The sequence below is a fragment of the Amycolatopsis sp. NPDC059657 genome (assembly GCF_042734395.1).
GTDB lineage: Bacteria > Actinomycetota > Actinomycetes > Mycobacteriales > Pseudonocardiaceae > Amycolatopsis.
The window spans coordinates 33966-56301 of record NZ_JBHWEB010000040.1 but is presented as its reverse complement, the minus strand read 5'-3'; the positions used below and the strand labels follow the sequence as shown (position 1 = coordinate 56301).

Annotated in this window: 16 protein-coding genes and 1 tRNA gene; 1 reads left to right on the top strand and 16 read right to left on the bottom strand. The window is 65.3% G+C overall.

From position 1 onward, the window contains the following. Positions 1 to 93: 93 nt before the first annotated feature. The 7 genes from ACFV15_RS22260 to ACFV15_RS22230 form a co-directional block, all read right to left on the bottom strand. Positions 94 to 831: a hypothetical protein gene (locus ACFV15_RS22260; protein WP_378352489.1), complete on the bottom strand. Its 738-nt coding sequence runs from the start codon at positions 829 to 831 to the stop codon at positions 94 to 96. A 273-nt stretch (positions 832 to 1104) separates the two neighbouring features. Further along, the gene (locus ACFV15_RS22255; RefSeq protein WP_378352488.1) at positions 1105 to 4371 is read right to left on the bottom strand and encodes a hypothetical protein; all 3267 of its coding nucleotides are present in this window, start codon (positions 4369 to 4371) and stop codon (positions 1105 to 1107) included. A gap of 1990 nt (positions 4372 to 6361) precedes the next feature. Then, positions 6362 to 7060, bottom strand: coding sequence for a hypothetical protein (locus tag ACFV15_RS22250; RefSeq protein ID WP_378352519.1), 699 nt, complete (start codon positions 7058 to 7060; stop codon positions 6362 to 6364). A 137-nt stretch (positions 7061 to 7197) separates the two neighbouring features. Next, a tRNA-Leu gene (locus ACFV15_RS22245) sits at positions 7198 to 7274 on the bottom strand. A 25-nt stretch (positions 7275 to 7299) separates the two neighbouring features. Then, on the bottom strand, positions 7300 to 7782 hold the full coding sequence (locus ACFV15_RS22240) for an SLATT domain-containing protein (RefSeq protein WP_378352487.1): 483 nt from the start codon (positions 7780 to 7782) through the stop codon (positions 7300 to 7302). A 64-nt stretch (positions 7783 to 7846) separates the two neighbouring features. Continuing rightward, positions 7847 to 9172, bottom strand: a complete 1326-nt coding sequence (locus tag ACFV15_RS22235) for an NAD(P)/FAD-dependent oxidoreductase (RefSeq protein WP_378352486.1) — start codon at positions 9170 to 9172, stop codon at positions 7847 to 7849. Positions 9173 to 9256: 84 nt separating this feature from the next. Continuing rightward, positions 9257 to 9961, bottom strand: a complete 705-nt coding sequence (locus ACFV15_RS22230) for a uracil-DNA glycosylase (RefSeq protein ID WP_378352485.1) — start codon at positions 9959 to 9961, stop codon at positions 9257 to 9259. A gap of 32 nt (positions 9962 to 9993) precedes the next feature. Here ACFV15_RS22230 and ACFV15_RS22225 point away from each other — a divergent pair, with 32 nt between their 5' ends. Then, positions 9994 to 11472, top strand: coding sequence for a S10 family peptidase (locus tag ACFV15_RS22225; protein WP_378352484.1), 1479 nt, complete (start codon positions 9994 to 9996; stop codon positions 11470 to 11472). Positions 11473 to 11571: 99 nt separating this feature from the next. Here ACFV15_RS22225 and ACFV15_RS22220 read toward each other — a convergent pair whose 3' ends face one another. The 9 genes from ACFV15_RS22220 to ACFV15_RS22180 form a co-directional block, all read right to left on the bottom strand. Next, positions 11572 to 12522, bottom strand: a complete 951-nt coding sequence (locus ACFV15_RS22220) for a hypothetical protein (protein WP_378352482.1) — start codon at positions 12520 to 12522, stop codon at positions 11572 to 11574. Between the two features lie 195 nt (positions 12523 to 12717). Next, positions 12718 to 14421, bottom strand: coding sequence for a S8 family serine peptidase (locus ACFV15_RS22215; RefSeq protein ID WP_378352518.1), 1704 nt, complete (start codon positions 14419 to 14421; stop codon positions 12718 to 12720). Positions 14422 to 14512: 91 nt separating this feature from the next. Further along, positions 14513 to 15511 (bottom strand): ABC transporter ATP-binding protein, encoded by a 999-nt coding sequence (locus ACFV15_RS22210; RefSeq protein WP_378352480.1) that lies wholly within the window; start codon positions 15509 to 15511, stop codon positions 14513 to 14515. Beyond that, positions 15504 to 16481, bottom strand: a complete 978-nt coding sequence (locus ACFV15_RS22205) for an ABC transporter ATP-binding protein (RefSeq protein WP_378352478.1) — start codon at positions 16479 to 16481, stop codon at positions 15504 to 15506. The genes ACFV15_RS22210 and ACFV15_RS22205 overlap by 8 nt, the downstream gene beginning before the upstream one ends. Before the next feature lie 17 nt (positions 16482 to 16498). Next, on the bottom strand, positions 16499 to 17416 hold the full coding sequence (locus ACFV15_RS22200; protein WP_378352477.1) for an ABC transporter permease: 918 nt from the start codon (positions 17414 to 17416) through the stop codon (positions 16499 to 16501). Beyond that, complete coding sequence (locus ACFV15_RS22195) at positions 17409 to 18335, bottom strand: ABC transporter permease (protein ID WP_378352475.1); 927 nt, start codon at positions 18333 to 18335, stop codon at positions 17409 to 17411. Before ACFV15_RS22195 ends, ACFV15_RS22200 begins: the two co-directional genes overlap by 8 nt. 40 nt (positions 18336 to 18375) lie before the next feature. Beyond that, the gene (locus tag ACFV15_RS22190; RefSeq protein ID WP_378352473.1) at positions 18376 to 20013 is read right to left on the bottom strand and encodes an ABC transporter substrate-binding protein; all 1638 of its coding nucleotides are present in this window, start codon (positions 20011 to 20013) and stop codon (positions 18376 to 18378) included. 193 nt (positions 20014 to 20206) lie between these two features. Then, positions 20207 to 21160 (bottom strand): exopolyphosphatase, encoded by a 954-nt coding sequence (locus tag ACFV15_RS22185; protein WP_378352471.1) that lies wholly within the window; start codon positions 21158 to 21160, stop codon positions 20207 to 20209. Between the two features lie 27 nt (positions 21161 to 21187). After that, the gene (locus ACFV15_RS22180; protein WP_378352469.1) at positions 21188 to 22327 is read right to left on the bottom strand and encodes a lytic transglycosylase domain-containing protein; all 1140 of its coding nucleotides are present in this window, start codon (positions 22325 to 22327) and stop codon (positions 21188 to 21190) included. Positions 22328 to 22336 lie beyond the last annotated feature (9 nt).

Genomic DNA, 22336 nt, shown 5'->3' with positions numbered 1-22336 from the left:
GGGTGAGGACGAGTGCCCACCGCTGTTGCCGCTCTGCTCCTTCCTCGAGCTGGGACCATCGGGTCACCAGGACGGTGGAGTGAGCCACGCCTGTTAGGCGAGCACTAGCTCAGTACTCGTCGAACCTGGCGGAGCGTTCTTCGGTCGAACCTCCGCCACCAGAGCCCGCGATGTTGTCGCGCCAACCCGAAGCTGCTTCCGGAGTGTCTCCGCGGAGATCGGACGCCGGTAACGTCGCCAGTGGTCGGCGTCCGCGCGGCGAGCGCGCTCTACGAGTCCCTGGTCGAGAGCAGCAGCCCGGTGCGGTTGCGCCCCTACCTGCCGGTCATGCCGAAGGGCCGTAGGCCCGCACGCATCCTGCTCCGCGCCGCCGCACTTCGACTCTGAGGACGACGGGCTGGACGGCTGCGCTGGTCTGGGAGCAGCACTTGCGGCGCCAAGCGCGCGGAGCAGGCCAGGCCCCGCCTCCGCCCATCCGATAAGGAGGAGCGGACCGAGAGAGTCGAACGCGGCCTTGCCCCACTGACCAGCGAACACCGGGTCAGCAACGTTCAACAGCAGAGTCACCATGCTCGCCGCCAGCAGCAGATGCCGCGCCGGCCGCAGCACCTCGTCACTGGCGCCGGACAGCGCAAGGTGCCGCGTTCCGACCAGCAGGCCCAGCACCGTCAAGTCGACGGCCGGCGCCACCAGCGGCGCCACGAATACCGGCACCTGCAGCTTCAAGGCCAGGTTCAAGACGTTCCCGAACCCAAACAGGAATGTGAGCCCGATCACCAGCCCCATCGTGACCGTGACAAACCGAGCAACTGTCTGCGAGTTAGCGCTCATGACGGGCTCCCACCCGAGGCCGGAAGCTCGAAGCTTGCCTCGATCACCAACGTGCCGCCGAAAACCTCCTGGTCAGCCCCGTTCCCATCCTTTGGTAGTCCTGCCCAGGATTCGAACCTGCGACGGCGTTGCAGTTCCGCGACCGCCGACCTTACCGCTGCACCTTGAAGTGAACAAAATTCTGCCAGGCACCTACGGCGGCAGCAGAAGCCGAATGTCTACAACGCGAATTAGAGAGATCAGAGTCGCGGAACCCTAGGCGCTTGTCGAGCATTAACCGAGGGATCCGGGGAAGAAGTCTTTGTAGGAAATACTCATCGCACAACGCAGCGAACTCGCCTGATGTATCAGATCGACAATCTCTAGATCTTTTTCTACCTCAGGATGACCCTTGCCATATGTTTCGAGGTCGTATTCATAGACTTCTTGGGCAAGCTTCTTGGCTGCGGATTCGTCACCGTTTCTCAGGTGCAGCTGAGCCAGATGATAGAGGCATGGTATCAGCTCTCGCGAGAAAGCCTCAGGAGCACTTCTGAGTATTTTCTCGGCTTGGACAAGCTCCCGAAAGGCCTCCTCATATCGACATGCAATGAAGTTCAGCCTGCCACTAACAGACAGCAGGTAGCCTTGCGTCGGGTCATCTGGGGAAAAGTACGTCGCCAGTAGCTCACGAGCCTCGTCGAGCAGGCCCGCAGCATGGCCGAGATGGGCCTCGGCTCGTTGCCGGTCCACTTTCCTCAGATCTGACGCACAGTCGACGGCGGGATCGGCGACGCCGATGAGCATACGTATGAACCAGATGTCGGGACGAAGTTGTCCACCGACACTCGCCCTGTAAGCGCGACGAATGTCGAGCATCGCCACGGCGTAGCGGAGGCGCGCAGCGGAGTCTCCGCGGTCAAGCGCGAGCGTGGCTGCGTCACCGAAAGCGTTCTCCACGAGAACGTGATGCGCGGTTGGATTGCTCATGACGTGACGGAGGACCCATTCGCTTTGAACCGAAGCCTCACTTGCCTTTCCAACCATCCTGAACAACTGTGTCATAGCCCGGGTAAAATAGAGCATGGCGTTTGTCGGCTGGTCCTCGAGCATGAGAAACGGTGATGCAGAGTTGAGGACCTGCTCGGCGAGATCTCGCCGCTCAGTTAGCGTTGCGATCTCAGACAGATAGCGCAGGCAGTCAAGGTAAGTAGTCTCATCGCCCGCTTCTTGGGCTTCTTGCGCAATCTGCTGGAATCGCTGGACAGCCTCATCAATCCGGCCACTGAGCGCTGCGGACAGTGCGGCCGCGAGGCGGACCTCCGCGATAAAGAACGACGGCGCCTCATCGTGATAGTTCAGGCTCGTGACCACGTCGGCCGCGAAAGTCGCGAACACGGCAGCTCGGGCACTGTCGCCGTAGCTGGGAAGGGCTCGACCAAGGTAGGCACAGGCCGCCACTACGGTAGGACCACAGTAGTTTTCGGCCATCGCGTGCTCGGCGACGGCGATGACATGAACCAGGTGAGGTGCCAGCGACTCGTTCGCCTCTGCGTCACTCGGCGAGAGGTAAGGGTCGAAAAGCCCGAGCACCACTTCTGTCCACACACGATTCTGTTCAGCTGATTCGCGAACAATGCGTTTCACCAATGGGTGCACGACCAGCCCACCAGCCTGTCGTCTCAGCAACGAGAATTTTCGAAGCTCGACGATAGCCTGGTCTCGGGTATCAGGATCGCGCAGCGCGGCGCGCCAGGACGTCGCGGCCGGCAACGGTGCAACCACGCGGAAAGACTCACCAGTGAAGCCTTTGCTGTTTCGAAGTCGCGGTATCCACCGTGCCTTGCGAGGCGGCCGCTGTCGTGCCAGATCGGGCTTTACGACATGAGCCGCGCCGCCGGGAACATCGAAGAGCGATTCGGCTAGCGGAGCATCGGCCGTTATCGCCAGTGCGTTCAGCAGAGCACACGCGGCTGGCGCACGCTGGGCGAGCGTCGCCAGGGTCAAGCGGATAGCTGTGCCTGCGGTCTCGGAGTGGCCAGGCGCCTCGCCGCGGTTCAACGTCAAGGTTGGCTCGCGGCCGAAGCGGTCTAGATAACCACGCACGTCGATATCGAGCGTATTGCAGTAGTTCGCGGCCTGGACCACTGCGAGCGGATGGTCATACAGCGCACCGGCTAGCAGATCGGCTTCATCGACTGTTGCGGCCGGCAGGACTTTCGTCACATAGGAAGTCGAGTCAGTTCTTGTCCAGCTCATAACTTCGATGTGGGTGTATCCCGGGTCGAGGTGAGCTGCGGTTGTCGTGATCAGGACTCGAGTAAGTGCGAGCCGGGGGATGATTCCCCGCAGAGTGTCTATGCTCTCCACGCCGTCCAGGATGAGCAGGGTCATCGAGTTGCCTGGCAATGGCGGAGTTACGGGACTCCCCTGTCCTCGGAGCATGTTCCCGAGTTCATCTGCCTGGTCATGTGGCTCCCCAGATGCACTCAGGGCTTGCACCAGGCCCGCACGACTGCTGGCGTCGATCATTTTGATCGTCATTCGGGCCGACTGAGTCGACGCGAAGTGCATCGCAAGGCTGCTCTTCCCGCATCCGGTTAGTCCGTGCAGTACGACGGGGGCGACCGGATGCGGCAGCCCTGGGCGAATGGCGGCTTCGATGGCGCGCAACTCATTGCCCCTACCGGTGAACAGGGGATCCTGTAGCAGTTGCTGTCGTTCTGGCTCATCGGTTTGAGCGGCATGCTGGTCGTGCACGGTCAGAACCAAATCCCGCAGGTCGTCGGCCGCCAGGTATCTCTTCCTGAGTTCGTGTTCGTCGGAGTGTTCCAATTGGCCGCGCAACGTCGCATAACGAACCGGTATGACGATGCTACGCGTGTCCGGTGTGTCCGTACTGGCCTCGCGGATCCTGTTCACGAGCGCTGCGTAGCATTTGTCAGCGAAACGTCCGTCTCGGCCGTGAGCCGTCAGCAGTCGGCGAAGCTCCGCGACGGCGACATCCGAAATGTTCGCCCGTGACGGGAGTGGCGACTTTGGCAGGTGTATGGCGTCGAGGAAGGCGGCGGCGTTCTCAGGAGCGACCGCGACGTGGTCGACAAGATAACCGTGCATCTGTCGGCGGTGCTTCACCGAGCGCTCGACGCAGGCTCGGTACAGCTGGTAGCCGGAGCCAACAAATCCCATGTTACTGACGAAAGCGACTGTGCATTTCTGGTCAGACGCGAGCCACTTTTCATGCAGGTCAACCAGAACGCGCTCTTTCAGGTCATGAAGCGCCCAGCCGCCTTTGACCGCCTGGTTGGGTTCAAGATGCTTGATGGAAGTGAGTTCAGCGGGTCCGGTGCGGGGTATGAAGGCTACGTCGGTGGTGCGCTCAACCACGATGCCAAGGAGGTCATCGCTTGACAACCGCTGTAAGACCGTGAGTGCCACACATTCGTACTGATAGTCGTAACGGGCGACAGTCTCTGGAGCGGTGTTGCGCGCGTCGACGGGAAGCGATTGCGCGGTCGCGGGTACGACGTTTCCGTCGCCGGGTGCGGTAGCGGATCCCATGGAAGGAGCCTAGCGCTGAGCAACGACAGTTCTGGCTCACTTCGGGCCCTCCGACGACTTGACTACGGCTTCGCGGCCGTGCACCCCCTCCGACCTGCCGAGGTCACCGACCAGGCGGGTGCCACGGCGGACTTTCGTCGAGCTTGTACTCGTCAACTCCTACGCAAAGGCGCCTGTCGACGGCGCCAGAACTGCCACCGGCGGCGTCTACGCAGCACCGGTGACGGCTGCGAGCGCTGTGCAGAATCCGGCACAGAACCGGCTTGTTCTCCCGCGATCGGAAGCGGGTAGGCATCCGCTGAGCCGAGCGACAGGGGCGGGGTAGCCAGTGGCTCTGCCGGCGAATCCGGGATGTCGGCCGGAAGTGAATGCTCCTTGGACAAACCTGTCTCGAGTTGCGTCGGCTGTGAAACTGTTTGGGGTGGTGCCGGCGGGACGGGCGTGATTGCCTGGGTTCGTTTGCGGGCTCGTTGTTCGGCGCGGAAGCCCTGGTAGGCGGCGACGTCAGTATCGAGAGCCCACAAACCGGATCGGTGACCGAGTGCACCAGGCGGGTACCACCGACGGCGCCCAGATAGGACCTGCGCGAGAAAGGTGTAGCCATCCATCACGCCCGTTCGGAACCACTCCGCCCCAGCGGGAGAGGTGCCGCGAGGCTTGTTCCGAACGGGCGGATGAGCAACAGTGGCGAATACCTGCAGACGCGCACGGTACGCCACGGCACGGTTACCGGGCTCATGCCAGGGAGTGAGGGGCCGCCCGCGGGAATCGTCCTTATCCACAACCCGAAAGCGCACGGCAGGCAGCGAGAACAGCGACTTCGTCAGGGTCTTGGTGTCGGGTCCGTCCGCGATCCACCAGCAGACCATTCCTCCCTTCGCTTCCCTGGCCTGCGTCCTCTTCTGGAACTGAGTGGAGCGGAGCTGTACCTCGAGGCAGTAAGCCGGCTCATGAACGAAGACGTCTGCCCGCGTGTGCGGATGCTCGGGTGTCGCTGTGTAGCCGAGTTGTCGAGCGATCCTCGTCAAACGGGTTTTCACCCATTCATGCTGAGCGGTTTCCGGACCACCGCCTTGGTCGTGGTGGATCCAGTGCTCACAGGATCGATCGACGGACTTGAACCGGAAGTACCGTGGGCTGTGCTTGTACGCGGGGTTCTCATGGGAGACGAGCTCGACGTCGCAACCCTGCTCAGGGCACACCAACGGAGGTCGTGGAGTTCTCCGAACGACCGCCCAGTCCTCCGGATCGCCAACCCACAGCGGCGTCGCTCTCGGCTGATGCCGGAGTTGGGCGTGCCGCTTGCGCTGCGGGTGTCGACACGGGTCCATACCTCCTTTATCGCACATACCACCGACAAAATGCCGTCGGAGCCGACCTAGCAACAAGGATCGCGTCACCACCCACTGGCGCTGCAGTCCGAGGTCAAGCGCTCGTGAGGGCACGGCGCCGCCAACCGGGAGCCGAGTTTCAGAGATTCGCGGGCCCCGCGAAGGCGATACCTGGAGACGTGGATGTGATCACGAGTCGGCGGCATCAGCATGTCGTCCGCGCTTGCCAGTTCACAGCGTCTTGCTATGGTGGACCGCAGACAATGGCTTCTGTCCCGGGGCATGCCCCGTCCCGATCATCCGAGCGAGCCGCTGTATCCCGGGGACTGCCATGCCAACTGTCACTTTCACTGTGACCGCCATAACCGTCACCTCGGTGATCGCTTTGATCACCGCCGCGACGAAGCTAGTCATCATTTGCCGTGCGCTGCACGGAACAAAACCCCACGAGAGAGCAGCCATCATTCGGGCGCTCACGCCGCTTCTGAGACCGCGTGGCACTGGTGCAGCCTCTGCGCGGCGTCGACTCAAGCCGTAGGCACGGCACAGCCCCGGCAAGTCAGCTAGCAAGACGCGCGCTTGATCTAGCGGCGCTTTGACCAGGCCTTGAGCTCACGGCGCCGGCCGAACCTCTCCGGTCTCCCGCTGTGCAACGCGGCTCAACGGCATGACGGCTGGTCAAGCACTAGGCCGCCGCCAGCGGTGAGCAATTCGTGGCCTCCTGGCGCGTTCTCACCGCGAACGACCGCCACCAGAGCCCGAGAGGTTCGCGCGCCGACGCGAAGTTGCTTCCGCAGAGTCTCTGCGGAAATCGGGCGCCGGAGACGTCGCCAGTGCTCAGCATCCGCCCGGCGAGCTCGCTCCACGAGTTTGTCATCGAGATCAACGCCTCCGCAGGCTGACTCCGTCTGCTTGTCGTGCGGAACAACCGCGACGTCCTGCCCTACCTCTCCTACGCCGTCCACCATCGGTGCCGCTGATGTCGTATCGACGCCGGTATTTACGGTGCTCAGTGCGCGGAGCAAGCCAGGCCCTGTCTCAGCCCACCCAATCAGCAAAAGCGGGCCCACCGAGTCAAACGCCGCCTTTCCCCATTGTCCAGCGCATACCGGGTCGGCCACGTTCAGCAACAGCGTCGCCACGCTCGCCGCCAGCAGCAGGCGTCGGGCCGGCCGCAGCACCTCGTCGCTGGCCCCGGACAGTGCAAGATGCCGCGTACCGACGAGTAGTCCGATGACCGTCAAGTCGACTGCAGGCGCAACCAGGGGGGCTACATACGTTGGCACACCCAGACTCAAAGCTAAGGTCAGGACGTTGCCAAACCCGAAGAGGAAGGTCAGGCCAATCACCGCGGTCATGGCGATCGTGACGAATCGTGCGACGCCGTCCGACACGCTCCTCACAGCGACCTCCCGCAGGTCGTCGAAAGGTCGAAGCTGCCCTCGATCACCAAATGCCCTGCTAGGAGAGGTGCAAGCGGTGATGATGGTTTGTGTGGTGCCCCCGACGGGTCTCGAACCCGCACTGGGTCGATTTTAAGTCGACTGCCTCTGCCAATTGGGCTACGGGGGCACCGACCACCCTAAGCGATGGCGCGCTAGGACGCCCCGTCTGCCTGGCGGTACTGGATCCACCGGGTGCCGACCTGGTCCCAGATCGCCTGGTACTCATCGAATTTGGCCCGCAGGACCGCCACGTCGAGCTCGTCCGCCGGCGTGATCGCGACGTAGAAGGCGACGTCGTCGCGCAGGCGGTAGAAGCGGTGCTGGATCTCCTCCATCAGCACCCACAGCGAACGCCACGCGAAGAACGGTTCGAGCGCGCCGATCACGGTCACCACCGCCACCAACGCGAAGGCGGTGCCGGTCCAGCCGTTGAGGTTCTGCAAGCCCAGAATGATCGTCGAGGTCGCCGACAGTGTCAGTGCGAGGAGCTTGACCATGACCGAGCGGCGCCGGAAGCGGGTCTTGCGACTGCGGGCGTATTCGTTGCCACGCTCTATCCGCGCCAGTATATCCTCGGCGAGTTCGACCGGTGTGAGCCCTGGCTTGGGCAGGTCAGACTGAATCGGCTTCTTCACCAGCCGACCTTAAACGCGATGAGGGCCTCCCTTGCTAGCCAAGGGAGGCCCTCATCGCGAGAAACTAGGACTTCGAGACGCGTGCGAACTCTTCCTTCGGGTTGTTGATCTGCCCGAGCGAGATGACCTCGCGGCGGAAGAGGCCGCCGAGCATCCAGTCGAAGAGGATGCGGATCTTGCGGTTCCAGGTCGGCATCGCCTTGAGGTGATACGCGCGGTGGAACAGCCAGGCCGGGAAGCCCTTGATCTTCAGGTTCAGCGCGTCGGCGACGCCCTTGTGGAGGCCGAGGCTGGCGACCGCGCCGAGGTTCTTGTGGTAGTAGTCCTTCGGCTTGCCGCCGCGGACCACCTTGATGATGTTCTTCGCCAGGTGCCGCGCCTGGCGGACCGCGTGCTGCGCGTTCGGCGGGCAGGTCGCGGTCGGGTCGGCCTCGGTGCGCGAAAGGTCGGGCACGGCGGCGTTGTCGCCCGCGGTCCAGACGTCCGGGTGGCCGACGACCTGCAGTGCCGCCGTCGCCTCGACGCGACCGCGCTTGTCGATCGGCAGGTCCGAGTTCGCGAGCACCGGGTTCGCCTTGACGCCCGCGGTCCAGATGATGGTGTCCGAGTCGAACTCGGTGCCGTCCGAGAGCACGACGTGGCCGTTCTCGAACGACTTGGCCGCCGTCGAGAGGTAGACCTCGATACCGCGCTTCTCAAGCTGCTCGACCGTGTACACGCCGAGGGTCTCGCGGACCTCGGGGAGGATGCGGCCGGCGGCCTCGACGAGAACCCAGCGGATGTCTTCCGGGCTGATGTTCTCGTAGTAGCGGGTGGCGAAGCGGGTCATGTCCTCGAGCTCGGCCAGCGCCTCGATGCCCGCGAAGCCGCCGCCGACGACCGTGAAGGTCAGCAACCGCTTGCGCAGCTCGGGGTCCAGCGTGCTGGCGGCCTCGTCGAGCTTGGTCATGACGTGGTTGCGCAGGTAGATCGCCTCGCCGATGGTCTTGAAGGCGATGCCCTGTTCGACCAGGCCCGGGATCGGGAGCACGCGGGCGACCGCGCCGAGCGCGACCACGAGGATGTCGTAGTTCAGCGCCTCGACGTGCCCGTCCGCCGCCTCGACGGTGACGGACTTGCGCTCGTGCTCGATCTTGGTGACACGTGCCGTGAGCACGTGGCACCGCTTCAGCACGCGACGCAGCGGGACGACCACGTGCCGCGGCTCGATCGCGCCCGCCGCCGCCTCGGGCAGGAAGGGCGCGTAAGTCATGTGCGGCTGAGGGTCAACGACGGTCACGGAGGCCTCGTTGGCGCGCAGCATCTTCTGAAGGCCGAACGCCGTGTAGAGACCGACGTAGCCACCACCGAGAACCAGGATCCGAGTCGGTTCCGACTTCCTTGCAGCCATGCGTCCATACTCGCACCCCCACGCGGAAATCGCGCGTGGACCCCATCCGGCTGTGACCAGCGTCGCTGCCCTTTCGGCACCGATTCAGTTGAGCCCGGCGGTGTCACCCGCCCGAGTGAGAACCGAGCGCAGCATCGCGGGCGTGAGCCTGCCGGTTTGGACGTTGCGCTGCGACACGTGATAGCTGCCGAGAACGCGCAGCTCAGACCGGCCGGTCAGGACCACTTCGGCGCCATGTCCGAAGACCGGGCGCGGCGAGGGCACCACCCAGCCGATCCGGCCGAGCACCGGCAGTAGCGCCTGCCAGCCGAAGGCGCCGAGCACGACGACGGTCCGCAACGTGGGAGCCAGTAAGTCAAGTTCGGCCTCGAGCCACGCGCGGCAAGTGTCCCGTTCGGACGGTGTGGGCTTGTTCTGTGGCGGAGCACACCGGACCGGCGCCGTCATCCGGGTTCCGCGCAGCTCGAGTCCGTCACCTGGATGAGTGGAGGTCGGCTGTGACGCGAGGCCGACGTCATAGAGCGCTTTGATGAGGAAATCGCCCGAAGGATCGCCGGTGAACATTCGCCCGGTCCGGTTGGCGCCGTGCGCGGCGGGCGCGAGGCCGACGATGCCGAGTGCGGCGTCGGCCGGCCCGAAACCGGGCACCGGGCGGCCCCAATAGGTCCAGTCGCGGAAGGCCGCGCGCTTGGTGACCGCGACCTCCTCGCGCCAGGCGACCAGGCGTGGGCAGGCGCGGCAGCCGGTCACGGCCGCGTCGAGGTCCGAAAGCGTGTCAAATTGGCCCACTCCTCATTCTTACCTCGGCTAAGTTGTTTTGTATGCCGGACAACACCGTCGACGAGACCCCCGCGCCCGAGGCGAAGGCCGCCGAACCCGCCGACACCCTGGTCTCCAGCCAGCACACGATCACCGTCAAACGCCGCAAGCTCGCCTATACCGCGCAAACCGGGCGCGTCGTGCTCCGCCAGGAGGTCACGACCGACGGCAAGTCGGAGGGCCACGTGGCCAAGGCCGAGGTGTTCCTGACGACGTACACCCTCGACGACGCCGACCCCGCCACGCGGCCGGTGACCTTCGCCTTCAACGGCGGGCCAGGTTCGTCGAGCATCTGGCTGCACCTGGGCCTGCTCGGGCCGCGGCGCGTCGTCTCCGGCGACGTCGACGACCCGGCGCCGCCGCCGTACGAGCTCGCCGACAACCCCGAGACCCTGCTCGCGCACAGCGACCTGGTGTTCATCGACCCGGTGTCGACCGGCTTCTCGCGGCCCCGTCCCGGCGAGAAGGCGAAGGAGTTCCACGGCTTCACGCCCGACATCGAGTCCGTCGGCGAGATCATCCGGCTGTGGACGTCCCGCAACCAGCGCTGGCTCTCGCCGAAGTTCGTCGCGGGCGAGTCGTACGGCACGCTGCGCGCGGCCGCGCTGGCGGCGCACCTGCAGGAGCGGCACGGGCTGTACCTGAACGGGCTGATGCTCATCTCGTCGGTGCTCGATCTGGCCACTTTGGACTTCACCGAGGGCAACGACCAGCCGTACAGCCTCTTCGTCCCGACCTACGCGGCCATCGCCCACTACCACGGCTTCCACGGCGACCGCCCGCTCGACGACGTACTCGCCGACGCCGAGGACTTCGCCGCCCGCGACCTGCCATGGGCACTGCAACGCGGCGCCCGCCTCTCCACCGCCGAGCGTGCCGAAATCGTCTCGACGCTGGCCTCACTGACCGGACTTTCCGAATCCTATGTAGACCGTGTCGACCTCCGGATCGAGCACATCCGCTTCTTCACAGAGCTGTTGCGCGACAAGGGAAAGGTCGCCGGTCGCATGGACGGCCGGTTCACCACATGGGAGCCGGACGGCGGCCGCGAGCACATGAGCGACGACCCGTCCATCTCGCGCATCATCGGCGCCTACGCGGCGGGCTTCAACCACTACGTCCGCGCCGAGCTCGGCTACGAAAGCGACCTCCCGTACGAGATCCTGTCCATGGACGTCAACAAGGCCTGGTCCTATTCGGACTTCGAGGGCCGAGCGGTGTCCGCTGTGGACGCACTGAGCAACGCGATGCGCGCGAACCCCCACCTCAAGATCCACGTCGCCTTCGGCCACTACGACGGCGCGACCGCCTACTTCGCGGCCGAGCACGTACTCGCCCACCTCAAGATCCCCGAAGAACTCCGCGAAAACATCGAGTCGGCCTACTACCCGGCCGGCCACATGATGTACGTCCACGAACCCTCGCGTATCCAGCAATCCAAGGACCTGGCCGCCTTCGTCCGCTCCTCCTCCAACCGCTGAAAAAAATCCCAATGCGGCTTTGGTCAGTTTTCCGGCCCCCAATGTGGCTTTCGTCAGGCCAGCGCTGACGAAAGCCACATTGGGATTTTTTTCCCAATCTCAGCCGACCCGGACGTCCGGGCGAGGCCTGCGGCAGGCGGCTGCATAGCAGGCCTTGAGCTCAGCCAGGACTTTCTCCGGCTCGGCTCGCAGCCGTCTGGGTGTGGTTTGCAGAACGACCACACCTGCGGCGGCGTAACGGGCGTTGCGAGCCACGGTGCCTTCGAAGCCATCGTCCGCGTGATGTGCTTTCGAGTCGATTTCCCACGCGAAGGCGACCGCGTCGACCCAAGAATCGGGTGTAGCGATGTAGTTTCCCTCGCCGTCGAAGATCTTCACGTTGCGTTGACACTCAGGCAGACCTGCGCGTTCCCAAAGACGTTGGGCGTCCGCTTCCGCAACCGAATGCGCGCCCGCCATCAAATCCAGGAGAGCGAGCCGAGGCAGCGCGGAACCGCGCTGGCTCCCCTGCCCGAGTTCCCGGCCGATTTCCTCCGGTGAACACTTGCCACGCTGGATGACGTCGGCCAACATCGCCTGGATGGTGTCCTGATCGGTCAGCCGCCGGGCTGCGTCGAGTACCGCACGCTGAACCGGCGCGACAGGGATCTTATTCCGCTGCAACGGTTTTGGCAGGCGCGTAGTCCGCTCGACGAGAAGGAACTCCGTTGTCGAGACTTGGCATCCGTCCGGTACGAGGACGTGGACATCCGACGGTTCCGGGCAATGCCGGAGCCCGTACAGCCGCAATGCCCAAAGTCCGGTCACCATCGCATCCGGCCCGGCTCTGAGCAGCGCGGCACGCATACGGATATCCGGAGTTGGTTTGTCACGGCTCAGCTGAATGACACCGGACAACAACTTCCGCCATGGGCGGCCAGGCCGGCATCGTTGATAAATGGTGTCGCGCGTCAGGCCGATCTCTTCGAGCGTAGCCGTCCGGACGACCACGTCCATTGTCTTCTGTGCGCCAGTGATCAGGGGATGGCGAGCCCACGTTTCTTTTCCCACCCGACCAGGGTGCAGGCACGCCGCAAAACCATCGTCCCACCAGTAACAAAATCAAGCAGAACGACCATTCGCGTCGAATTTTCGTGCCGGTCAGCCAAAAAATCCCAATGCGGCATTCGTCAGGTTCCACCCCGCCAATGTGGCTTTCGTCAGGCGAAATCTGACGAAAGCCACATTGGGGGTTCGACGAGGGGGTTAGTTGAGGTAGGGCTTGCCGTGGGTTACGGCTGACCAGGCGTCGACTGCTCCGTGGCCGTAGAAGCCGTTGAATTCGGGGGTGCCGACGCAGGTCGCGGTGAAGTCGGCGTCGCGGCCTTCCTTGAGGTAGTCGACGGTGGCCGGGACCGGGCAGGCGATGTGAGCCGCCGTTCCTTCGAGGACTCGCTGGACCTTGTCGGGGTCGAGGCCGAAGCCGGCGCCGGATGCCTTGCCGTACTGGGAAACGATGAGTGCGGCGACACCGGTCGCGTGCGGGGTGGCCATCGAGGTGCCCTGCAGGAACTGGTAGTAGCCGACGCGGCCGTCGGCGGCGACGGCCTTCTGGACGCCCGCGGTGACGCCGTCGGGGGTGACGTTGCCCGCCGCGTCGATGTTGCCTTCGGCGACGCCGACGTTGCGGGGGTAGGCGGAGAGGATCTCGTTCTGGACCGTGCGGAACCAGTCGGTGCCGAAGCCGTCGCGGAAGTAGCCACCCGGCGCGGAGACCGAGATCTGCTCGGTGCCGTAGTTCGAGTAGTCCGCCTTCGCCTGGGACGGGCCGAAGGACGAGACGCCGATCGTGTAGTCGCCCTCGACCGGGAGCGAGAGGCAGGACGCGTTGTCGACCTGACGTGGGTGCGTCGCGTTGGCCGGGTAGTCGGGGCTGGTGGTGTCCGGCTTGGGGGCGCCGAGGTCGGTGTGCTGGTTGCCCAGCGCGACGACCTGGGTCACGCCCTTGCGGTGCGCGTACCGCAGCGCGCGCTGCGTGGCCTCGATGATGGTGCGCTGCTGGGCCTGCTCCGCGGCCGAGTCGGCCGGGTTCGCCGTGCAGTTGTACAGCCACGGGTCCGTGTAGAACGACATGTTCACCACGTCGATGCCCGCGTCGCCGGCGTAGGTCAGCGCGTCGACGGTCGGCTGCAGGAAGAAGAAACCGGCGTCCTGGCCGGCGCGGACGTTCACCAGCGTGACGTTCGGCGCGACACCGGAGACGCCGAAACCGTTGGCTGCGGCGCCGATGGTGCCCGCGACGTGCGTGCCATGGCCGTTGTCGTCGTGGTCGGCCGGGTCGACACAGCCGCGGTACTCACACGGCCCGTCGACGACCGCGCCGGTCTCGTCGTTCGGGATGTCGCGGACGAAGTTGCGGGACGCGGCCTTGTCGAAGTTCGGCGCGATGTCCGGGTGCGACCCGTCCACGCCGGTGTCGATGATGCCGACCTTGACGCGCTTGTCGCCGGGCTGCACGGTGCGCGCGAGGTCGGAGCGCACGGAGGAGAGGCCCCAGAGCTGGTCGTCCAGCGGGTCCATGCCGACCGGCTTCTTCGCGGCGGGCTGCTTCGACGAAGCGGCGCCCGCGCGGGCTTCCTTCTCGACGGCGTTCGGCTTCGCGGCGTCGCTCTTGGGCGCGCGGCCGATCGGCTTCGCCTTGGCAGCACCGAAAATCGAGCGGTTCTTGGTGACGCGCTCGGTGAACCCGGTCGCGGGCGCGGTGGCCGTGATCAGGCCGACCGCGGCGTTGCTGGCCACGACGGTGCCGCCTGCCGCGCGGACCGCCTGCTCGGCGGCCTGGACACTCTGGCCTTCCGCGGCCAAAACGGTGAATTCGGTCGACGGCCCCGCGAGTTGTGGCTGCGCGGCAGCGACCGGGCCCGCGACCACTCCGCCGATCAGCGGTACCGCGAGCACGGCGATGACCATTTTGGATCTTTTCACAGATTCCTCCTCCGAAAAACCGGTGAATGCAACCTACGAGGAGAACATCGCGCAGACAAGTAAAACGCTACTTAAGTCAGGGGACCACAGAACGCTGTTCCGCGAAGTGACACGCGCTCAGATGTCCGCCGTCACGCATGACCAGGCCCGGTTCCTCCACCGCGCAGATGTCCTGCGCTTTCCAGCACCGCGTGCGGAAACGGCAGCCTGAAGGCGGATCGATGGGGCTCGGCACGTCGCCTTCCAGGCGGATGACCTGGCGTTGCCCGCGAACGGAAGGGTCGGCGACGGGCACCGCGGACAGCAGCGCCTGCGTGTACGGATGCGCGGGCCGGTTATAGATTTGATCTTCGGTTCCGATTTCGACGATCTTGCCGAGATACATCACCGCGACCCTGGTTGACAAATGTCGAACCACCGACAAATCGTGTGCGATGAACACATAAGAAAGGCCGAATTCCTTCTGCAGTTCATCGAGCAGGTTCATCACCTGTGCCTGAATGGACACGTCGAGTGCCGAAACCGGCTCGTCGCAGATGATCACCTTCGGCTTCAGCGCGAGTGCGCGCGCGATGCCGATCCGCTGCCGCTGACCGCCGGAGAACTGATGCGGATACCGGTTGATGTGCTCCGGGTTCAGCCCGACCACGTCGAGCAGCTCGCGCACCTTCGCGGCCCGCGACCCCTTCGGCGCCACCTCGGGATGGATCTCGAACGGCTCGCCGATGATGTCGCCGACGGTCATCCGCGGGTTCAGCGAGGTGTACGGGTCCTGCAGCACGATCTGGATGTTGCGCCGCAGCCGCCGCAATTCCGCGCCACGCAAAGTGAAAATGTCGCGATCCTCGAACACGGCCGCGCCCGCGGTCGGCTCCTCGAGCCGCATGAGCACCTGCGCGAGCGTCGACTTGCCACAGCCCGACTCGCCGACCACGCCGAGCGTCTCGCCCTTCATGAGGTCGAACGAGACGCCGTCGACCGCCTTGACGTGGCCGATCGTGCGCTTGAACAGGATCCCGCTGCGTACCGGGAAATGCTTGACGAGGCCGTTCACCGCCAGGATCGGCTCAGGCACGGCTCACCACCTCTTCCGCGAAATGGCAGGCACTGACCCGCCCGAAGCCCAGACCGAGTGATTCAGGGCGCTCTGTCCGGCACTTGTCCTGCACCCGTTCACAGCGCGGGTGGAACGGGCACCCCGGCGGGATGTCGAGCAGGCTCGGCGGCAAGCCCTTGATGGTCTGCAACGTCTGTCCTTTGAGGTCCAGCCGCGGCAGCGACCGCATCAGCGCCTCGGTGTACGGATGTCCCGGCGCGCGGAACAGCTCGGCGACGTCCGCCTGCTCGACGATGCGGCCCGCGTACATCACCGCGATCCGGTCGGCGACCTCCGCGACCACCGCGAGGTCGTGCGTGATCAGGATGAGCCCCATGTTCCGCTCGGCCTGGATCTCCGCGAGCAGATCCATGATCTGCGCCTGCACGGTGACGTCCAGCGCGGTGGTCGGCTCGTCGGCGATCAGCAGTTCCGGGTCGAGCGCGAGCGACATGGCGATCATCGCGCGCTGCCGCATCCCGCCGGAGAACTGGTGCGGATACTCGCGAACCCGTTGCTTGGCACCGGGAATCTTCACCAGGTCCAGCAGCTCGATGGCACGCTGACGCGCCTCGCGCCGGTTCATCCCGCGCCGCACGCGCAGCTGTTCCTCGATCTGGAACCCGACGGTGAACACCGGGTTCAGCGCGGACAGCGCGTCCTGGAAGATCATCGCCATGCTCTCGCCGCGGATCTCCGCGCGGCGCGCCGGCGTGGCCGTGAGCAGCTCCTCGCCGTGGAAACGCACGGACCCCTCGGTCACCACCGCGGGCGGCATGTCGAGGATGCCCATGATGGTCTGCGCGGTCACGCTTTTGCCGGAACCGGATTCTCCCAGCACCGCAACGGTTTCTCCGGAGCGCACGTGATAGCCGACTCCATTGAGGACGCTCGCGACCCCGTCCTCGGTGCGGAACTCGACGTGGAGGTCCTCGACCTCCAGAAGCATCTCACCATCCACAATGGTCACCGGCCCTTCGGGTCGAGCGCGTCGCGCACCGCGTCACCGAGCATGACGAAAGCGAGCACGGTGACGGTCACGAAGGCCGCCGGGAACAGCAGGATATGCGGTGTGTTGCGGAAATAGTCCCGCGCGTCGCTGATCATCACACCCCACGAGATGACCGGCGCGCGCACGCCGATGCCCAGGTACGCCAGCGTCGCCTCCGCGCCGATGGCCGCGCCCAGCGCGATGGTGGCGTAGACGAGCACGGGCGCGAGTGTGTTCGGCAGCAGGTGCCGGAAGATGACGCGCGGTGTGCTGGCGCCCAGTCCTCGCGCGGCTTTCACGTAGTCGAGCTGCTTCGCGACCAGTGTCGCGCCGCGCATGATGCGCATGGCGACCGGCCAGGTCAGGATCGCGATCGACAGCACCACCTGCGAGATGATCGTGACCCCACCTGGACTGCTGCCCGGCGCGTTGAACGTGGTGAGGATGACGATCGCGCCGAGCAGGAACGGCAGCCCGGCGAACACGTCGCCGAGCCTGGACAACAGTGTGTCCACGATCTGCCCGTAGTAGCCGGCGAGAATGCCGATGAACGAGCCGATCAGCACGGTCAGCAGCGTCGCGAAGACACCCACGAGCAGCGACGCGCGCGTGCCGTAGATCGCCCTCGCGTAGACGTCCTGGCCCTGGTTGTCGTAGCCGAACCACGCGTCGGCCGACGGCCCCTGGTTGGCCAGGTTCAAGTCGCTGAAGCCGGCGTCGCGCGAGCTGAACAGGCCGGGTGCGATGGCGATCAGCACGATCACCACGATGATCACCGCGGAGGCGATCACCGTCGGCCGTGTGCGCAGCCGCCGCCACGCGTCGCCCCACAGGCTGCGCGAGCGCTGCGGCCCCGCGTCCAGTTGCAGGCTCGCGGCGCTGGGGTCAGTCATAGCGAATCCTCGGATCGAGAACGGCGTACAGCAGGTCGACGACCAGGCTCATGAACAGGTAGACCAGCACGAGCAGCACGACGATGCCGGTGACCGTCGCGCTCTCCTGGTTCTGGATGCCCTGGAAGATCAGCCCGCCGATGCCGTTGATGTTGAACACGCCCTCGGTGACGATCGCGCCGCCCATCAGCGCGCCGAGGTCGATGCCGATGAAGGTGATCACCGGGATGACCGAGTTGCGCAGCAGGTGCACCCACACCACGCGCCGGTGCGGCTGGCCTTTGGCGATCGCGGTGCGGACAAAGTCGGCGCGCCGGTTCTCCGCGATGCTCGTTCTCGTCAACCGCGCGATATAGGCCATGGACAGGCTGCCCAGCGCGAATCCCGGCACGATCAATTCCCCGATCGTCGCGTCGGCCGAGACGCTGGGGGTGATGATCCCCCACTCCGTGCCGAGCACGATCTGCAGCACGATGCCGGTGACGAACACCGGCAGCGAGATCAGGAACAACGTCGACATCAGCACGAGGTTGTCGAGGAAACCCCTGCCACGCAAGCCGGTCAGCACGCCGGCGCCGACACCGATGAGCGCCTCGATGCAGACCGCGACGAGCGCGAGCCGCAGCGTCACCGGATAGGCGTCGCCGATCAGGTCGCCGACCGGGATCTCGTTGAACGTCTCGCCGAAATCGCCGGTCAGCAGCTTCCCGATGTACTTGAAGTACTGCTCGATCAGTGAATCGTTGAGGTGGTACCGCTCGGTCATCTTGTCGACGAACGTCTGCGGGCACTTGACCTGCCCGCATTTCCCGGCGAACGGGTCGCCGGGAATCGACCAGACCAGCGTGTAGATCAGGAAGGTCGTCCCGAAGAAAACGGGAATGAGCTGGAGAAGCCGCCGAAGTACATAGCGGATCATGGTTCTGTGGTCCCTTTTACGACGGCTTCTCCGGCTTCACTCAGCGGTTGACTTCGATGGACGAGTAATCGGCGTACCGGCCGAAGTCGAGCTTCGCGCTCTTCAGGCGGCTCGACTTGGCGCCGACGCCCTTTTCGTCCCACACCGGGATCTGCGGCAGGTCCTTCGCGATCATGTCCTCGACCTGCTGGTACAGCTTGATCGCCTCGGCCTTGTCCGCGGTCGAGTCGGCCTTCTTGAGTGTCTCGTCGACGGCGGGGTTGGAGTAGCCGGAGTCGTTGGAACCGGCGCCGGTGCGGTAGATCGGGTTGAGGAAGTCCTCAATGGACGGATAGTCCGCGGCCCAGTCCGAGCGGCTCATACCGGTCAGCTTCTTGCCGGTGACGATCTGGCGGTGCTGGTTGAACCCGGCCGCCGGCACGAAGTCACACTCGATTCCGAGCGCGTTCTTGATGCTGTTGCAGGCCGCGACCAGTGGCTCCTTGCGCCCACCGTCCGCATTGGACTGAATGGTCAGCTTGCCCTTGAAACCGGACTTCGCCAGGTACTCCTTGGCCTTGGTGGCGTCGTACTTGCAGAACTCACCACAGGTGCCGGGGCGGTAGCCCTCGATGCCCGCGGAAACCCAGCTGTCTGCCGGAACGTAGGTGTCGTTCATGACGGTCTTGGTGATCTGCTCGCGGTTGATGGCCAGCGAGATCGCCTTGCGCAGGTCGAGGTTGTTGTACTCCGGCAGGTAATACGGCACGCCGAGCGTGCTGATGCCGAGCAGGTGGCCTTCGACCACGCGGTCCTTGAGGTCGGTCTTGTACTTGCCGCCGGCGGTGGCCGACGGCGGCAGCGTCTCCATGAAGTCGAGCTTGTTGCTCAGCAGGTCCTGGTACGCCGTCTCCAGGCTCGCGTAGATCTTGACGTCGAGGTCCTTGAAGTGGACCTTGTCCTCACCCTGGTAGTCGTCGTTCCTGGTCAGCTTGACACTGACCTTCGGCTGCCTGGAGACGAACTTCATCGGCCCGTTGCCGATGGGGTGCTCGGCGAACGCCTTGGGGTCCTTGAAGAACACGTCGGGCAGCGGCGCGAACGCGAGGTAGCCGATCTTCGAGAGGAAGACCGAGAAGGGCGCTGACAGCGTCACCTGGAACTCGTGGTCGCCGAGTACCTTGAGCCCGCTCATCTTGTCGGTCGTCGGCTGCTTGTCCTTGCCGGGGTTGACCGCTTCGTAGCCCTCGATCTGCGCGAAGAAGTCGCCGCTCAGCTGACCGTTGGGGCCGTACGCGCCGTAGTTCCAGGCATCGACGAAGTTATGTGCCTTGACTTCGGTGCCGTCGTGGAACTTCCAGCCCTTCTTGAGCTTGATGTCGTAGACCTTGGCGTCATTGGTGGTGATCGACTCGGCGACCAGGTTGAACGGCGCGCCGGTGTCCGAACGGTACTCGATCAGCTGGGAGAAAACGGGGTTCAGCACCTTCGAGCCACCGAGTTCGGTGGTGTTCGAGGGGATGAAGGTGTTCTGCGGCTCGGTGCCGTAGACGGACACCGCGCCATCCGGGTTGGTTTCGCCGCCCGCGGGCTGGCCCTTGTCCTCGGTTTTACCGCCGCCGCCTCCACAGGCCGCCAGCACCAGCGCCAAGGATGTCACCGCCGCGGCAACACCGGAAATTCTGCGCGATCGCCCCATCTTTCCGCCTCCACCTCTCCCCTCCGGGGCCTCCCGGAAGTGAGACGACCGTAGCGGTATCAGTGAGTGCGGTCACATAGCCAAACGGATGACAATCGGGGCAGAAATGAAGTTGGAACACGACTTTCGTAGGTATTGGGACTCCGGCGAACGGCCTACTCCGTACCTGAAGTCATCGCGCGCTCACCAGGGGTTAAACGAGTGAAAGCGCGATACCGTCAAGAATGTCGTGCTCGCTCACGACCAATTCGGACGGTCCGCCCCGCGCTGCGAGCTGCTGGGCGAGCGCGCGCACGATCACCGCGCCGCCGCCGATCACGTCGACCCTGCCGGGGTGGATGACCGGGTTCGCGGCGCGCGTCTCGTGGTCCGACGTCAGCAGGCCGTCGGCGAGCCGGTCGATGTCCGCACGCGAAAGCTTGGACAGGTGCACGGCTTCGCTGTCGTACTCCGGCAGTTCCTGCGCGATCGCGGACAGCGTGGTGACCGTGCCCGCGACGCCGATCCAGGTCTTGGCCTTGGACACGTCGACGGCTTCGAAGGCGGCGGTGAGCACACCGGTGGCGAGCCCGTCGGCGGCCGCGATCTCGTCGGCGGTCGGCGGGTCGGACTTCAGCGCGCGCTCGGTGATCCGCACACAGCCGATGTCGACGGACTTGGCGGCCAGCACGTCGGCGCGCTTGCCGTCCCAGGTGCCGAGCACGAGTTCGGTGGAGCCGCCGCCGACATCGACGACGACGAACGGGCCGTCGTCGGGGTCCTGCTCGCCGACGGCGCCGGTGAACGACAGCCTGGCTTCCTCGTCGCCGGTGATGACCTCGGCCTCGACACCGAGCACCTCACGCGTCATCGCGAAGAACTCGTCGCGGTTGCTGGCGTCGCGGGTGGCCGAGGTGGCGACCATGCGCACCTTCTCGGCGCCCTTGCGGCGCGCGGCGATCGTGTAGTCCGCGAGCGCGGCGCGGGTGCGCTCCAGCGCCTCCGGCGCGAGACGGCCGGACGCGTCGACACCCTGGCCGAGCCGCACGATCCGCATCTCGCGATGCAGATCACGCAGGTCGTAGGTGCCGTCGTGGCGTTCGGTCAGCTCGGCGACGAGCAGCCGGATGGAGTTGGTCCCACAGTCGATCGCGGCAACACGAGGCATGCCGCCCAGCCTAACGAACAGGCCGGCTTACTTCGGCGGGGCAGCCGGTGTGCAGGTCGGCGACGACGTCGTGGTCGGTGACGACGTAGTGGTGGTCGGCGTGGTCGTCGGCGACTGACACGTCGGCAACCCTGACGTCGGTGTGCTCGACGAGGGCGTCTCAGAGGGCTTCGACGACGAGCTCGGCGACGATGGCGAAGAACTCGACTTGGAGGAGCTGCTGCTACTGCTCGTGCCCGGCGGGATGGTCGCCGTCGCGGTCGGCGACGGGGTGGTCGTCGGCACGGTCGGCGTCGGAACCTCGCCGGGGCCTGGTGTCGCGCCCGCGTCCGGCGCGCCGACCGGGACCTTGCTGTCCGGCGTCGGGGTGACGCCCTTGCGGTACGCCTCCGCCCACATGATCACGGTGTTCACGTAATAGTCGGAGTGGTTGTACCGGTAGATCGCGGCGCGCAGCTGGCCGGGATCGGCCAGGTTGAGCCCGCCGGAGCACAGGTACTTACCGGTGGCCAGCGAGGCGTCGAAGATGTTGTTCGGGTTGGACTGACCGTCGTCGTTGCCGTCGGAGGCGTAGCCCCACCAGGTCGACGGGATGAACTGCATCGGGCCGACGGCGCGGTCCCAGACCTTGTCGCCGTCGAACTTGCCCTGGTCGGTGTCCGGGATGGCGGCGAACGGACCCTTGCCGTTCAGCACCGGGCCGAGGATCGGCTCCAAGGTGTCGCCGTTGGCGGCCACGTAGCCGCCGCGCGCGTGGTTGGACTCGATGCGGCCGATGCTGGCGATGAGCGCCCAGTCGATGTGACAGCCGGGCTGCTGCTCGGTGAGCTTGTCGGCGGCGGCACGGTAGGCCTTGAAGACGGTCTCGGGGACGCCGAGCGGGCCGTTGGGCAGCTGATCGCTGGGCAGCGGGACGGGAACCGGAGCCTGCGGGAGCGAGCCGTCGACGGCGATCTGCTCCACCTCGGGGTTGTAACCACCCTGGTACGGCGTGTCATACGTGTGAATGGAACTGGCCAGGTTCACCCACCCGGCGGCGGTGTCGCTCGCGGCGAAGGCGGGGATGACAGCCAGCGCGCCCCCGGCCACGGCCACGAAAGTCCGGTGACGCAGGCTCAATCTTCGAGCCGCTCCGCCGATTGCGCCTGGCAGTCGCAGTACGCGCACGCCTCAAGC

Bases quoted from the DNA above. Each gene is read 5' to 3' on its own strand.
- ACFV15_RS22260 (WP_378352489.1), bottom strand. From the start codon at position 831: ATGAGCGCTAACTCGCAGACAGTTGCTCGGTTTGTCACGGTCACGATG.
- ACFV15_RS22255 (WP_378352488.1), bottom strand. From the start codon at position 4,371: ATGGGATCCGCTACCGCACCCGGCGACGGAAACGTCGTACCCGCGACC.
- ACFV15_RS22250 (WP_378352519.1), bottom strand. From the start codon at position 7,060: ATGACCGCGGTGATTGGCCTGACCTTCCTCTTCGGGTTTGGCAACGTC.
- ACFV15_RS22235 (WP_378352486.1), bottom strand. From the start codon at position 9,172: ATGGCTGCAAGGAAGTCGGAACCGACTCGGATCCTGGTTCTCGGTGGT.
- ACFV15_RS22225 (WP_378352484.1), top strand. From the start codon at position 9,994: ATGCCGGACAACACCGTCGACGAGACCCCCGCGCCCGAGGCGAAGGCC.
- ACFV15_RS22215 (WP_378352518.1), bottom strand. From the start codon at position 14,421: ATGGTCATCGCCGTGCTCGCGGTACCGCTGATCGGCGGAGTGGTCGCG.
- ACFV15_RS22205 (WP_378352478.1), bottom strand. From the start codon at position 16,481: ATGCTTCTGGAGGTCGAGGACCTCCACGTCGAGTTCCGCACCGAGGAC.
- ACFV15_RS22200 (WP_378352477.1), bottom strand. From the start codon at position 17,416: ATGACTGACCCCAGCGCCGCGAGCCTGCAACTGGACGCGGGGCCGCAG.
- ACFV15_RS22195 (WP_378352475.1), bottom strand. From the start codon at position 18,335: ATGATCCGCTATGTACTTCGGCGGCTTCTCCAGCTCATTCCCGTTTTC.
- ACFV15_RS22190 (WP_378352473.1), bottom strand. From the start codon at position 20,013: ATGGGGCGATCGCGCAGAATTTCCGGTGTTGCCGCGGCGGTGACATCC.
- ACFV15_RS22185 (WP_378352471.1), bottom strand. From the start codon at position 21,160: ATGCCTCGTGTTGCCGCGATCGACTGTGGGACCAACTCCATCCGGCTG.